Origin of the sequence: Pseudonocardia halophobica, from assembly GCF_027922425.1 — a bacterium.
Taxonomy (GTDB): domain Bacteria; phylum Actinomycetota; class Actinomycetes; order Mycobacteriales; family Pseudonocardiaceae; genus Pseudonocardia; species Pseudonocardia halophobica.
Window position 1 is genome coordinate 196,906 of sequence record NZ_BSFQ01000003.1, and the last position, 12,253, is coordinate 209,158.

Annotated in this window: 12 protein-coding genes; 4 read left to right on the forward strand and 8 right to left on the reverse strand. The window is 73.4% G+C overall.

Going from position 1 to position 12,253, the window contains the following annotated elements:
* Positions 1-154: 154 nt before the first annotated feature.
* Positions 155-1,708: a P-loop ATPase, Sll1717 family gene (locus PKE99_RS05350; RefSeq protein WP_063739713.1), complete on the forward strand. Its 1,554-nt coding sequence runs from the start codon at positions 155-157 to the stop codon at positions 1,706-1,708.
* A gap of 69 nt (positions 1,709-1,777) precedes the next feature.
* On the opposite strand, the gene recO is transcribed toward PKE99_RS05350, so the two are convergent.
* On the reverse strand, positions 1,778-2,569 hold the full coding sequence (gene recO / locus PKE99_RS05355) for a DNA repair protein RecO (RefSeq protein ID WP_037043532.1): 792 nt from the start codon (positions 2,567-2,569) through the stop codon (positions 1,778-1,780).
* Positions 2,570-2,710: 141 nt separating this feature from the next.
* On the opposite strand from recO, the gene PKE99_RS05360 reads away from it, so the two are divergent.
* On the forward strand, positions 2,711-3,019 hold the full coding sequence (locus PKE99_RS05360) for a hypothetical protein (RefSeq protein WP_037043530.1): 309 nt from the start codon (positions 2,711-2,713) through the stop codon (positions 3,017-3,019).
* Between the two features lie 142 nt (positions 3,020-3,161).
* On the forward strand, positions 3,162-3,470 hold the full coding sequence (locus PKE99_RS05365) for a hypothetical protein (protein WP_037043528.1): 309 nt from the start codon (positions 3,162-3,164) through the stop codon (positions 3,468-3,470).
* A gap of 15 nt (positions 3,471-3,485) precedes the next feature.
* Here PKE99_RS05365 and PKE99_RS05370 read toward each other — a convergent pair whose 3' ends face one another.
* The gene (locus tag PKE99_RS05370) at positions 3,486-4,319 is read right to left on the reverse strand and encodes a class II glutamine amidotransferase (RefSeq protein ID WP_037043525.1); all 834 of its coding nucleotides are present in this window, start codon (positions 4,317-4,319) and stop codon (positions 3,486-3,488) included.
* Between the two features lie 130 nt (positions 4,320-4,449).
* Between PKE99_RS05370 and PKE99_RS05375 the strand changes: the two genes are divergently transcribed.
* A complete protein-coding gene (locus PKE99_RS05375; RefSeq protein WP_051737140.1) occupies positions 4,450-4,959 on the forward strand; it encodes a HugZ family pyridoxamine 5'-phosphate oxidase in 510 nt (169 codons plus the stop codon).
* On the opposite strand, the gene era is transcribed toward PKE99_RS05375, so the two are convergent.
* From era to ptsP, 6 genes are all read right to left on the reverse strand, one after another.
* Positions 4,935-5,861 carry a GTPase Era gene (era, locus tag PKE99_RS05380; protein ID WP_037043523.1) on the reverse strand — a complete coding sequence of 309 codons (927 nt, stop codon included), beginning with the start codon at positions 5,859-5,861 and terminating at the stop codon, positions 4,935-4,937. The two genes, PKE99_RS05375 and era, sit on opposite strands and share 25 nt — an antisense overlap.
* Positions 5,862-5,919: 58 nt before the next feature.
* Positions 5,920-7,152, reverse strand: a complete 1,233-nt coding sequence (gene lhgD, locus PKE99_RS05385; protein WP_037043521.1) for an L-2-hydroxyglutarate dehydrogenase — start codon at positions 7,150-7,152, stop codon at positions 5,920-5,922.
* Positions 7,149-7,505 carry a cytidine deaminase-like protein gene (locus PKE99_RS05390; protein ID WP_037043518.1) on the reverse strand — a complete coding sequence of 119 codons (357 nt, stop codon included), beginning with the start codon at positions 7,503-7,505 and terminating at the stop codon, positions 7,149-7,151. The genes lhgD and PKE99_RS05390 overlap by 4 nt, the downstream gene beginning before the upstream one ends.
* Positions 7,492-8,883 (reverse strand): hemolysin family protein, encoded by a 1,392-nt coding sequence (locus PKE99_RS05395; RefSeq protein WP_081923974.1) that lies wholly within the window; start codon positions 8,881-8,883, stop codon positions 7,492-7,494. Before PKE99_RS05395 ends, PKE99_RS05390 begins: the two co-directional genes overlap by 14 nt.
* A gap of 28 nt (positions 8,884-8,911) precedes the next feature.
* Positions 8,912-9,469 (reverse strand): rRNA maturation RNase YbeY, encoded by a 558-nt coding sequence (gene ybeY, locus PKE99_RS05400; protein WP_037043515.1) that lies wholly within the window; start codon positions 9,467-9,469, stop codon positions 8,912-8,914.
* A gap of 109 nt (positions 9,470-9,578) precedes the next feature.
* Positions 9,579-12,251: a phosphoenolpyruvate--protein phosphotransferase gene (ptsP, locus tag PKE99_RS05405; RefSeq protein ID WP_037043512.1), complete on the reverse strand. Its 2,673-nt coding sequence runs from the start codon at positions 12,249-12,251 to the stop codon at positions 9,579-9,581.
* Between the last annotated feature and the right edge of the window lie 2 nt (positions 12,252-12,253).

Genomic DNA, 12,253 nt, shown 5'->3' on the forward strand with positions numbered 1-12,253 from the left:
CGAACGAGCAGAGCAACGGACTGAGGCGGATCACCCTAGCCGTGAGCTCTGTCAGCACGCGGAGCGACCGCTCGGCGTCGGCGCGTGTACGTAGTTCCCGCCCCTTCGGGCTCCCCCGGGTAGCACCCGAGTGCCCGATACCGAGCGTCATCACATGGCTACACGGCTGGCGAACTCACAGAAGATCGATCTCGGTGCTCCGGCCGCGGAGCGGGACATCACCCGAGGACTCGAGCACTACTTCGTCGAGTCGGGCGTCTTCCGACGGGTCCTGTCCGGCGAGACGACCGTCATTCTCGGAAATCGCGGAGCCGGAAAGAGCGCGATCTTCCAGATGCTGGCGCGGCGGAGCAGGGCCGCCGGCCACAAAGTGATCGAACTGTCGCCCGATGACTATTCGTACGAGATGCTCGGCGAAGCCATGCATTCCGAGAAGGCGGGGTCGTGGGCCAAGCACGGAGCATATGCAGCCGCGTGGAAGTACATGCTGTACGTGCAGGTGATGAAGGAGATCTGCACGAAGCAGGTGCGGTCGAAGAACGCGTCCGAGGCGGCCATCCGCAAGTACATCCGGGACAACCACCATCACCCGGGCATGGGGAAGCTCTGGGCCCTGATCTCCTACCTCAAGCGACTCGAGGGGATCAAGATCGGCAACGTCGAGGGCTCGATCAAGATGCGGGAGCTCGAGAAGCTGTACAAGGTGGACGAGCTGCGCCCCCTCCTCCCGCACCTCAGGAACGCCCTCACCGAACAGCGGGTGATCGTCATCATCGACGAGCTCGACAAGGGCTGGGACGCGTCGGAGGATGCGCGGGCGTTCATATCCGGCCTGTTCCAGGCCTGCATCACGCTGAACCAGCTCTCACCGAACCTGCGCACCTACGTCTCGCTGCGCCAGGAACTCTACGAGAACACGCCGGCCCTGTACGAGGACGCCCAGAAGTACCGCGACCTGGTCGAGACGGTGTCCTGGAACGAGCAGGGCCTGCAGAGCCTCATCGCCCGGAGGATCAGACACAGCCTGCCGAGGCTCGCGACCGCCTCGGACCAGGAATGCTGGAACGTACTGTTCGACGAGAACCTCCACTACCGTCGCGGCAACTCCTTCGGCTACATGGTGAGCCGCACCCTCCACCGCCCCCGCGAGATGATCCTCTTCTGCGCCCAGGCGTTGCAGACGGCCGAAGAGACCAGCGCGGCGCTGCCGCTCAACTACAGGACCATCGCGGCCGCGGAGTCGGACTACTCCCATGGCAGAACCCATGACGTCGCCGCCGAACAGCGCTTCCAGTACCGCGACATCCTCAGCGTGTTCGAGGCGTTCCGCGGAAGGACCACCAGCTTCGACCGCGAGGCTCTCGAGTGGCTCATGCTCGAGATCATCTCTGGCGAGGTGTCCGTACGACCGGCCGCACGAGCATGGCTCTCCGGCTACGACGAGAACTCCCTGATCGAGGTCCTGTGGAGAGTCGGCTTCCTCCAGGCCCAGATGGTCGGCGGAATCCGAGCGGGACGGCGTAGTGGCAGCTCCTACGTCGCGTTTCACGAGAGTCCCGCCCTCGACCTGCGCAACGTCCGCCGTTTCCAGGTGCACCCCATGTTCCGCGCCTACCTCGGCATGAAGGAGGGCCGCGGGCGAAGCCGGGGGCAGGACCCGCAGACCGACACCGACGTCGAGCCGGAGGCGGTCGGAGCCGCGGAGTGACGGACCCGACGGATCCCGCCGTGGGCCCGAGCACCACTCCTGATCCGACCCGACGTCAGGTCGGCGGATTCAGGCGATCGGGGTCGCCCCCGGCGCGGCGGCGGCGGTGGGGTCGCCGCGGCGCTCGACGAAGGGCAGGGAGCGGAGCTGGCGCTCGAGGTGCCACTGCAGGTGCGCGGCGACCAGGCCGGAGGTGTCGCGGCGGGTAGGGGCCTCGGCGGCGTCGGTGACCTCCCAGTCGCCGTGCAGCAGGGCGTCGAGCAGGTCGAACACGGCCGGGCCGGGGAGGACCGAGCCGGGCGGGCGGCACACCTCGCACACCGCGCCGCCGCCCGCGACGCTGAACGCCCGGTGCGGCCCCGGCGAGGCGCACTTTGCGCACTCGGTGATCGCCGGCGCCCAGCCGGCGTGGCTCATCGCGCGGAGCAGGAAGGCGTCGAGGATCAGCGAGGCGTCCCGTTCGCGCCCTGCGAGCGCCCGGATCGCCCCCACGAGCAGCAGGTAGACGCGCAGGGTCTCGCCACTCTGCCCACTGCCCTCCTCGGACACGAGCCGGTCGGCCGTCTCGAGCATCGCGCAGCCCGCGGTGTAGCGGGAGTAGTCGGAGACGACGCCGGTGCCGAAGGCGTCGAGCGTCTGGCACTGTGTGATCACGTCGAGGCTGCGGCCGGTGTAGCACTGCACGTCGACGTGGTTGAACGGCTCGAGCCGCGCGCCCCACCGCGACCGGGTGCGGCGCACGCCCTTCGCGACCGCCCGGATCTTGCCGTAGCGCCGGGTCAGCAGCGTGACGATCCGGTCAGCCTCACCCAGCTTCTGCACGCGCAGCACCACACCGGTGTCGCGGTACAGGGTGCTCACCGGGGAAGCCTACGACCTCCGCCGCGCACCCACGCCGCGACCGGCCGATTGACCACCCTGCGCCGCACGAGGATCATCGAGGTCCCCGGTGGGCGGTCCGGGCGAGCGGCACGGCCCGACGCGGCCGGACGAGGGGGACCCATGACCGTCATCGTCATCACCACCCTGCACGGCGTGACCGCCGACGGGCTCCGCGAGGCCAACCGCACCCAGGACGCCACGATGCAGCGGATCGTCGAGGACGCGAGGTCCAAGGGCTGCCGGCACCACGTGTTCGCCGAGGCGGAGGACGGCAGCGTCGTGGTGTTCGACGAGTGGACCAGCCGTGAGGACTTCGAGTCGTTCTTCGGCGGGCAACGGGAGATCCCGGACGTCATGCGCGCCGCCGGTGCCAGCGCGACACCGACGGCCGCCAGCTACACGATCATCGAGACCACCGACAGCTACTGAGCCGGCCCGACGGGTCGACCGCGAGGGGCCGATGGACCCTGGACCGCCCCTCCCGCCGCGAGGACCGTGTGCGCCCCGCCGCCCCGGCTGCACGACGGTGGAGCGACGGGAGACACGGACAGATCCCGATCGGGAGGGCAGCATGAGCGTCGTCGTCATGATCACGTTGCCGGGCGTCCGCGAGGACCGGCTCCTGGAGGTGAACCGCTCCCACGAGGCCGCGATGAAGCGGATCATCGAGGACGCGCAGGCGAAGGGGGCGGTCCACCACGCGTTCTCCGTCACGGAGGACGGCGCGTGCGTCGTGATCGACGAGTGGAGCTCCCGCGAGGCGTTCGACGAGTTCTTCGCCGCGCAGCAGGAGATCCCGGAGATCATGCGCGAGTCGGGGGCCACGGGATCGCCGGCGATCACGAGCTACCGGCTCCTGGAGACCTCCGACCGGTTCTGATCCCTGCTCCGACCCCTACGACGGGGGTTGCGGCCGGAAGGGCTGCTCGACGTCCGGTCCCTTTTGCAGCACGAGCGCCGTCGACGGCGGCACCTCGTGCCACAGGCCCGGCAGGTCGGTCAGCGGCTCGGAGACGACCGCCCGGGAGTCCTCGGAGAAGTGCTGCCAGCGCTCGTCCTCGGGGTAGAGCCGGCGCAGCGCGTCGACCTCGCTGCTCACGTACAGGGTGTTGACGACGGGGCCGCTGGCGTACCGGACGGCGTAGAGCCGCTCGCCGTCGGCGACCCCGACCGTCATCTGCAGCGGGTGCTCGGAGCCGGCGGCGTGGCCCGCGGCCTCGACGTAGCCGGCCATCCGCTCGAGCGCGGGCAGCGGCTCCTCCTCCAGCCCGAACGTGAGCGCGAGGTGGAAGAGGACCTCCGAGTCCGTGCTGCCCTGGACGTTGTCGAAGAGATCGGGCCGGACGGCGAAGAGCAGGTCCCGGCGCAGCTGGGCCCACCGGTCGACGAAGCCGTTGTGGACGAAGATCCAGTTGCGGTACCGGAAGGGATGGCAGTTGGTCTGCTGCACGGGTGTGCCGGTGGCCGCGCGGACGTGCGCGAGGAACAGCCCGGACTGCACGACGCCCGCGATCTCGCGCAGGTTCCGGTCGCCCCAGGCCGGCGACTCGCTGCGGTACAGCGCGGCGTCCCGTCCCTTCCCGTACCAGCCGAGCCCGAAGCCGTCGCCGTTCGCGATGGCGCTGTCCGGGGCGGCGCGCCGGCTCTGCTCGATCAGCGAGTGCCGGGTGTCGTAGATCAGTTCCTTCGGCTCGATGGGGTTGCCGTAGTAGCCCAGCCACCGGCACATCGGCGCCTCCCTGGTCGCGTCCGCGTCAGGCTGACGTACCCGGTGCGCCCGGGACCTCACCCCGGCGGGACGACCTTGACAGTCGCCGGCGCAGAAGTAAGGGTCACCTCAGTTCCTGCGGAGGTGACGGGTGGGCGAGCTGGAGGAGGTCCGGGCGCTGCTGTCCGGGCAACGGTCGGGGACGCTGGCGACGATCGGGTCCGCCCCGGGCCCGACGAGCACGTCGGCCGGCGCTGCGGCCGCGGGCCACCCGTTCGGGTCGGTGGTCGCCTACGCGCTCGACCACGACGGGTCACCGCTGCTGTGCCTGTCCGACCTCGCCGAGCACAGCCGGAATCTGGCGGCCGACCCGCGGGCGTCGCTGCTGGTGGCGGGGCCGGTCTCGACCGACGCGGACCCGCTGGCCGCGCCGCGGGTCACCCTCGTGGGCCGGGTGTGGGTGCTCCACGGCGACGAGCGCACCCGCGGCCTCGCCGCCTACCGCCGCGCCTTCCCCGACGCCGGGTACGTCGACTTCGCCGACTTCCAGCTCTACCGGCTCGAGGTCCGCACCATCCGCTACGTGGCCGGGTTCGGCCGGATGGCGTGGCTGGAACCGGATGAGCTCGAACCGGGTCAGAAGCCGAGCTTGCGCAGCTGACGAGGGTCGCGCTGCCAGTCCTTCGCGACCGTGACGTGCAGGTCCAGGTAGATCTTGGTGCCGAGCAGCGCCTCGATCTGCTTCCGGGCGGCCGTGCCGACGTGCCGCAGCCGCTCGCCGCCGCGGCCGATCACGATGCCCTTCTGGCTCTGCCGCTCCACGAAGATCGTGGCGTGCACGTCGAGCATGGGGTCGTCGGCGGGCCGGTCCTCGCGCTCGATCATCTCCTCGACCACGACGGCGATCGAGTGCGGCAGCTCGTCCCGGACGCCCTCCAGGGCGGCCTCGCGGACCAGCTCGGCGACGAGGGTCTCCTCCGGCTCGTCCGTCAGCTCGCCGTCCGGGTACAGCGGCGGGCCCTCCGGCAGCTTCCCGACCAGCAGGTCCGCGAGCAGCTGCACCTGGTAGCCGCTCTTCGCCGAGCAGGGCACCACCTCGGCGAACTCCATCAGCTCGGTCAGCTGGGTGAGCCGCTCGGCGATCTGCTCGGGCTGTGCCTTGTCCGTCTTCGTGACGACGCCGACGACCGGCGTGCGGCCCGCGACGGACTTGAGCTCGTTGGCGATGAACTCGTCGCCCCGGCCGACCGGCTGGTCCGCCGGCACGCAGAACCCGACGACGTCGACCTCGGCCCAGGTTTCGCGCACGACGTCGTTGAGCCGGGAGCCGAGCAGGGTCCGCGGCTTGTGCAGGCCGGGGGTGTCGACCACGACGAGCTGGGCATCGGGCCGGTGCACGATGCCGCGGATCGCGTGCCGCGTGGTCTGCGGGCGCGACGACGTGATCGCGATCTTCTGTCCGATCAGCGCGTTCGTCAGCGTGGACTTGCCCGCGTTGGGCCGGCCCACGAAGCAGGCGAAGCCGGACCGGAAGTCCTCCGGCCAGGACCCGAATGCGGTCATGATGCCTCGCTTCGCTCGGGCCGTGAGTGGCAATAGTCGCTATAGCGACCATCGCCACTCACAGGGGGCCCGGGTTGTCGCCGGTGAGCCGCTCGAGGATCTCGCGGCCGATGGGCAGGGCGGCGGTGGCCGCCGGGGAGGGCGCATTGAGCACGTGCAGGATCGAGCCCGCCCCCGTGCCTTGCTCAACGAAGAGGAAGTCGTCGACCAGCGTGCCGTCGGGCTTCACGGCCTGGGCCCGCACCCCCGCGCCCGCGGGCGTGAGGTGGCGCGCCTCGACCTCGGGCAGCATCCGCTGGATCTGGGTGACCATCGCCGCCTTGGACAGCGACCGGTGCACCTCGCCCAGGCCGTAGCGCCAGTGCCGCTTCGCGACCCGCAGCATCCCCGGGTACACCAGCGAGCCCAGCAGCTCCTTCGGCTTGACCGTGCCCCACGAGTAGCCCTCGCGGGCCAGCGCGAGGACGGCGTTGGGCCCGGCGTGGACGTGCCCGTCGATCCCGCGGGTGGCGTGCACCCCGAGGAACGGGAAGGCCGGGTCCGGCACCGGGTAGATCAGGCCCTTGACCAGCTCCGCGGCGTCGGCGGTGAAGCCCGAGTACTCCCCTCGGAACGGGATGATCCGCACGCCCGGGTCGGCGCCGGCGGCGCGGGCGAGCTCGTCGCAGCGCAGCCCGCCGCAGACCACGACCCGCTCCCCCAGCAGGTCGCCTTGCTCGGTCCGGACCACGACGTCGGGCCGGGCGGACGTCTCGCGGCGGACCATCCCGGTGACCGCGCGGCCGAGGTGGATCTCGCCGCCCTCCTTGGCCACCAGCTCGCCGAGCTTCTCGGCGATCGCCCGGTAGTCGCAGATGCCGGTCGAGGGCACCCACAGCGCCTCGAGCCCGCGGACGTGCGGCTCCCGCTCGCGGATGCCCGCCGCGTCGAGCCGCTGCGTCTCGACGCCGTTGGCCGCCCCGCGCCGCTCCAGCTCCGCCATCCGCGGCAGCTCCTCCGGCTCGGTGGCCACGACGAGCTTCCCGCACACCTGGTGCGGCAGGTCGTGCTCGCGGCAGAAGGCGACGGTCTCGGCGCACCCGGCCACCGCGAGCCGGGCCTTCAGCCCGCCCGGGGCGTAGTAGAGCCCGGAGTGGATGACGTTGGAGTTGTTGCCGGTCTGGTGGTTCGCCAGCCGCGGCTCCCGCTCGACGACGGCGACGCTCAGCCCGCTGCGGACCGCCGCGTGCGCCGTGGCCAGGCCGACGATCCCGCCGCCGACGACGACCAGGTCGTACCGGGGGGTGCTCATGCGGGCGTCAGCACGCTCACGACGGCGCCGGACGCGTCGGCCACGATCACCGGCGCGGCCGCGGTCAGGTCGCGCACCGCGGCGACCGAGGCCTCGTCCGCCTCGCCGCTCTCGGTGACGACGGCCGCGGCCTCCAGCCCCGGCGCACCGCTCGACACGGCGGCGGCCACGGCCGCCTGCAGGGCCGTGAGCCGCAGGGACGGCAGCGCGACGGAAGCGGCGGCGTAGGTGCGGCCGTCCGTGTCGCGGACCGCGGCCCCCTCGGCGGCGCCGGTGCGGGCGCGCGAGGACCGCGCCAGCGTGACGATCTTGGCGTCCTCGGCGTCGAGCTCGGGCGGGTTACTGCCGGACATCGGTCTCCTCCCGGACGTCGGCCTGCTCGGCGGCGTCCTCCTTCTGGTCGCCGGCTTCGGCGGCGCCGACGAGTTCGGGCACGGCCAGCGGCGTGACCAGCACCGACGTGATGCGGATGCGGCCGCGGGCGTCCTTGCCGCCCTCGCCGCGCAGGTGCAGCAGGCCCTCGACCTCGGCCTCGGCGCCGGGCAGCGGCACCTTGCCGAGCCGTTGCGCGAGCAGCCCGCCCACGGTGTCGACGTCCGCCTGCGCCAGGGCCTCGCGCAGCAGCTCCTCGCGCTCGGTGCCGCTGAACTCGCCGGCGAACAGCTCGCTGAGGTCCTCGACGGGCAGCCGGGCGGCCAGCCGGAGGGTGCCGCCGTCGAGCCGCTGGACCTCGGGCACCTCGTCGGTGTCGTACTCGTCGGAGATGTCGCCGACGATCTCCTCGAGGATGTCCTCGATCGTGACGACGCCGGCGGTGCCGCCGTACTCGTCGACCACGATCGCCATGTGGTTGCGGGTGCGCTGCATGTCCTTGAGCAGCTCGTCGATCCGCTTGGAGTCGGGCACGAACACCGGCGGCCGCACGACCTCGACCAGCCGGGCGTCGGGCCGGTCCCAGCCCGCGCCGACCAGGTCCTTCAGGTACGCGACGCCGATGACGTCGTCGATGCCCTCGCCGAGCACCGGGACCCGGGAGTAGCCGCTCTTCAGCGCCAGCCGGACCACCTTCTGCACCGGGGTGTCCTGCTCGGCCCACACGACGTCGGGCCGGGGCTGCATGACGTCCCGGACGATCGTGTCACCCAGCTCGAACACCGAGTGGATCATCTTCCGCTCGCCCTCCTCGACCACGCCGCTGGTGCTGGCCATGTCCACCAGCTCGCGCAGCTCGACCTCGGAGGAGAACGGGCCCTCGCGGAAGCCGCGGCCCGGGGTGATCGCGTTGCCGACCAGGATCAGCAGCTTGGTCAGGGGGCTGAGCAGGGTCGCGATGATCCGCACGGGCGCCGCGACGGCCAGCCCCAGCGCGTACGGGTGCTGGCGGCCGAGCGTGCGCGGGCCGACCCCGATCAGGACGTAGCTGACCACGACCATGATCACCGCGGCGAGCAGGACGCCGAGCCAGGCCGGGTCGAACCAGCTCGCGAGCGCGACCGTGAGGAGCACCGTCGCGACGGTCTCGCCCATCAGCCGCAGCAGGATCAGCAGGTTGACGTACCGGGCGCGGTCGTCGACGACCTTCGACAACGCGCGCGACCCGGGCCGGTTCGCCCGCACCAGGTCCGTGACGCGCGCCCGGGAGATCGAGGTGAGCGCGGCGTCGGCCGCCGCGCACAGCCCGGCGAAGGGGATCAGGACGATCGCGACGGCGAGCAGGCCAGCGGCGTTCATCGGTCTCCTGCGGTCGGTGTCCGGGCGGTCAGCGCGGTTCGGCGGGGCCGGCCGGGTCGTCGAGCCCGACGGTGCCCAGCACGCGCGAGTCGCTGCGCCGCTGGGCCTCGCGGGCCGCGACCTGCGCCCGCCGGGTGCGCCAGTCGTGGAGCAGCTTGTTCTGCAGCGCGAACATCTCGCGCTCCTCGTCCGGCTCGGCGTGGTCGTAGCCGAGGAGGTGCAGCACGCCGTGCACGGTCAGCAGGTGCAGCTCGTCGGACAGCGCGTGGCCTGCCTTGACCGCCTGGTCCTTGGCGAACGCCGGGCAGAGCACGATGTCGCCGAGCAGCGCCGGGCCGATCTCGGGGGCGTCGGGGCGGCGGGTGTCGTCGACCAGCTCGTCCATCGGGAAGGACATGACGTCCGTGGGGCCGGGCTCGTCCATCCACCGTTCGTGCAGCTCGGACATGGTGTCGAGGGTGACCGCGGTGATCGCCAGCTCGACGGCCGGGCTGACCCGCATGGCGTCGAGCGCGTACCGGGCGACGGACACGATGAGCGACTCGTCGACGGCGACGCCGGACTCGTTGACGACCTCGATGCTCACGGCAGTTCTCGGACCAACCTTCTCGGGCGAACTCGGCGGACGGGACCGGTGACGAGGGTAGTCGCACCCCGGTCGGGGCCGTTCGGTCGGCCGTGGTGGGAGGAGGCGGTCAGTCGGCGGCCGTGAGCAGGGCGCGGACGGCGGCGGGGTCCGGCGCGTCGAGGGCCCGGGCGGCGAGCGCGGCCGCCTCCCCGGCGTCGGCCTCCCGGACGGCCTGCTTGACGAGCGCGACCGCGGGCGGCGCGACCGAGAGCTCCCGGACCCCGAGCCCGACGAGCAGCGGGGCGGCGACCGGGTCGGCGGCCAGCTCCCCGCAGACCGCGACCATCGCGGTGCCCGCACCCCGGCAGGTGGCGTCGACCAGCCGCAGGACCGCCGGCGAGAGCGGGTCCGCGAGGGCCGCGACCTCGGCCGAGCCCCGCTCGGCGGCGAGCGTGTACTGGGTGAGGTCGTTGGTGCCGATGCTGAGGAAGTCGACCGCCGGGGCGAACGCGGCCGCGGTCAGCGCGACGGCCGGGACCTCCACCATGATCCCGACCTCGAGGCCCGGCGGCCGGCCGCGGCCCTCGGCGGCGACCGCCTCGTCGAGGGCGGCGCGCGCGGCGTGCAGCTCGGCGGGGACGGTGACCATGGGGAACATCACGCTCACCGGCGTCGCGTGGGCGGTGCGCACGATCGCGCGCAGCTGCTCGGCGAGCAGGTCCGGGCGGCGCAGGGCCAGCCGCAGCCCGCGGACCCCGAGGAACGGGTTGCCCTCGGCGGGCATCGGGACGTAGGGCAGGGGCTTGTCGCCGCCGACGTCGAGGGTGCGCAGGACGATCCGGCGCCCGCCCAGCGCCTCGGCGACGGCCCGGTAGGCCGCCTCCTGCTCGTCGACGTCCGGCGGTGCGGCCCGGTCGAGGAAGAGGAACTCGGTCCGGACCAGGCCCGCGAGGTCGGCGCCGGTGCCGGCGGCGCTCGCGGCTTCGGCGCCGACGTTCACGCCGACCAGGACGTCGGTGCCGTCCCGGGTGCGGGCGGGCTCGTCCGCCCGGGCCCGGGCCGCCGCCTCCTGCTCGGCGCGTTGGGCGAGCCGGGCGCCGAACACGGCCCTGACCTCGGCGGACGGGTCGACGACGAGCCTGCCGGCCGTGCCGTCGAGCGCGACCGGGGTGCCGGGGTCCAGGTCCAGGACGGCGGGTCCGGCGCCCATGACGGCCGGGATGCCGCGGGCGCGCAGCAGGATCGCGGCGTGCCCGGTGGCGCTGCCGCCGGCCAGGACCACCCCGACCACCGCCTCCGGGTCGAGCACCGCGACCTCGGCCGGGGTGAGGTCGGCGGCGACGAGGACCGCGGGAGCCGTGGGTGGGTCTTCGTGGATCTGGTCGGTCGGTGCCCCCGACGGTGCCAGTGGGGTCGGCGCCGGGGAGGGGGTCGGCGGTTCGTCCCCGGAACTCGCGACTCGCGGTGCGGAATCTCCCGACTCGAGGGGGGTTGCGTCCGTTCCGCGAGTCGGGACGTCCGGCACCGCGAGTCGGGAGCTGCTCGTCAACAGCGCGCGGAGCACCTCGTCGCCGACGGCGCGGACGTCGGCGGCGCGGGCGCGGAGGTACTCGCCCGGCAGTGCGGCGAGGGTGCGCTCCGCCGCGTCGACGCTGGCGGCCCAGGCCGCGGGGGCCGCGGACCCGGCGGCGATCCCGTCGCGCGCGGCGTCGACCAGCGCAGGGTCGTCGAGCATCGTCAGGTGGGCGTCGAAGATCGCGGCCTCCGACGCGGGTGTGGCGTCGCGGACGGTCGTGATCGTGCGGCGTGCCTCGTCCAGGGCGCGGTCCAGGCGCTCCCGCTCGACGGTGGGATCCTCCGCCTTCTCGTCGGGAACCCGCAGGTCCACGGCCCGGTGCAGGCGTGCCGGGCCGATCGCGATGCCGGGTGAGGCGGGCAGCGGACCGGTCTCCTGCCCGAACGCCGCGGCCCTGGGCGCCTGCCCCGCGGCCGCTTCGGCGGTCGACGTGGTGGATGGAGTCGGCGCAGCGGTCGGCGCGGCCGTCGGTGGTGCCTCGCCGAACCCCGTGGCGGCGAGGGCGAGGAGGGCATCGACGGCCTCGCGCGCCTCGGGCCCCCGGGCACGCACCTCGATCTCGGCTCCCGCACCCGCGCCGAGCGAGGCCACGCCGGTGAGGCTCGCGGCGGGGACCGGGCCACGGCCGGTGCGGGGATCGCGCAGCTCCACCCGCGCGTCCAGCCCGCGCAGGGCCTGGACCAGCAGGGCCGCGGGGCGGGCGTGCAGGCCGTGCGGCGGGGTCACCACGAACGTCCCGATCGCCTCGGCTCCCCCCGCGCCGACGGCAGGCTCGACGGCCGGCGCCGGTGCGACCGGTCCCAGCTGCGCGGCCTTCGCGTCCGCTCCCGATGCCGCCTCCGCCGCGACACCGGCCCGGTCCGCCCCGCCCGCGGCCGCGACCGCCGCCGCCACCAGCCCCTCCACCAACGGCGCCGGGCAGAGCAGGACCTGGTCCCTGGCGGACGGGTCGTCGAGCAGCTCCAGCGCCAGCTCCGCGGACAGCACCGCGCTGCCGAGGTCCATCAGCACCACGACCCCGGCGCCCGTGTCGGCCGCGGTGATCGCCTCGGCGACCGCGGTCGCGTCCGTGCCGAAGGTGGTGGCGTCGAGCCCGGCCGCCACCTCGATCCGGACCGCCTCCCCCGCCGGCCCGTGCAGCATCTCGCGGGCCAGCGCCACGGCCGCCTCGCCGAGGGCACGGCTGTGCGACACGGCGACCAGGCCGACCGCCGCCTCGGTCACGC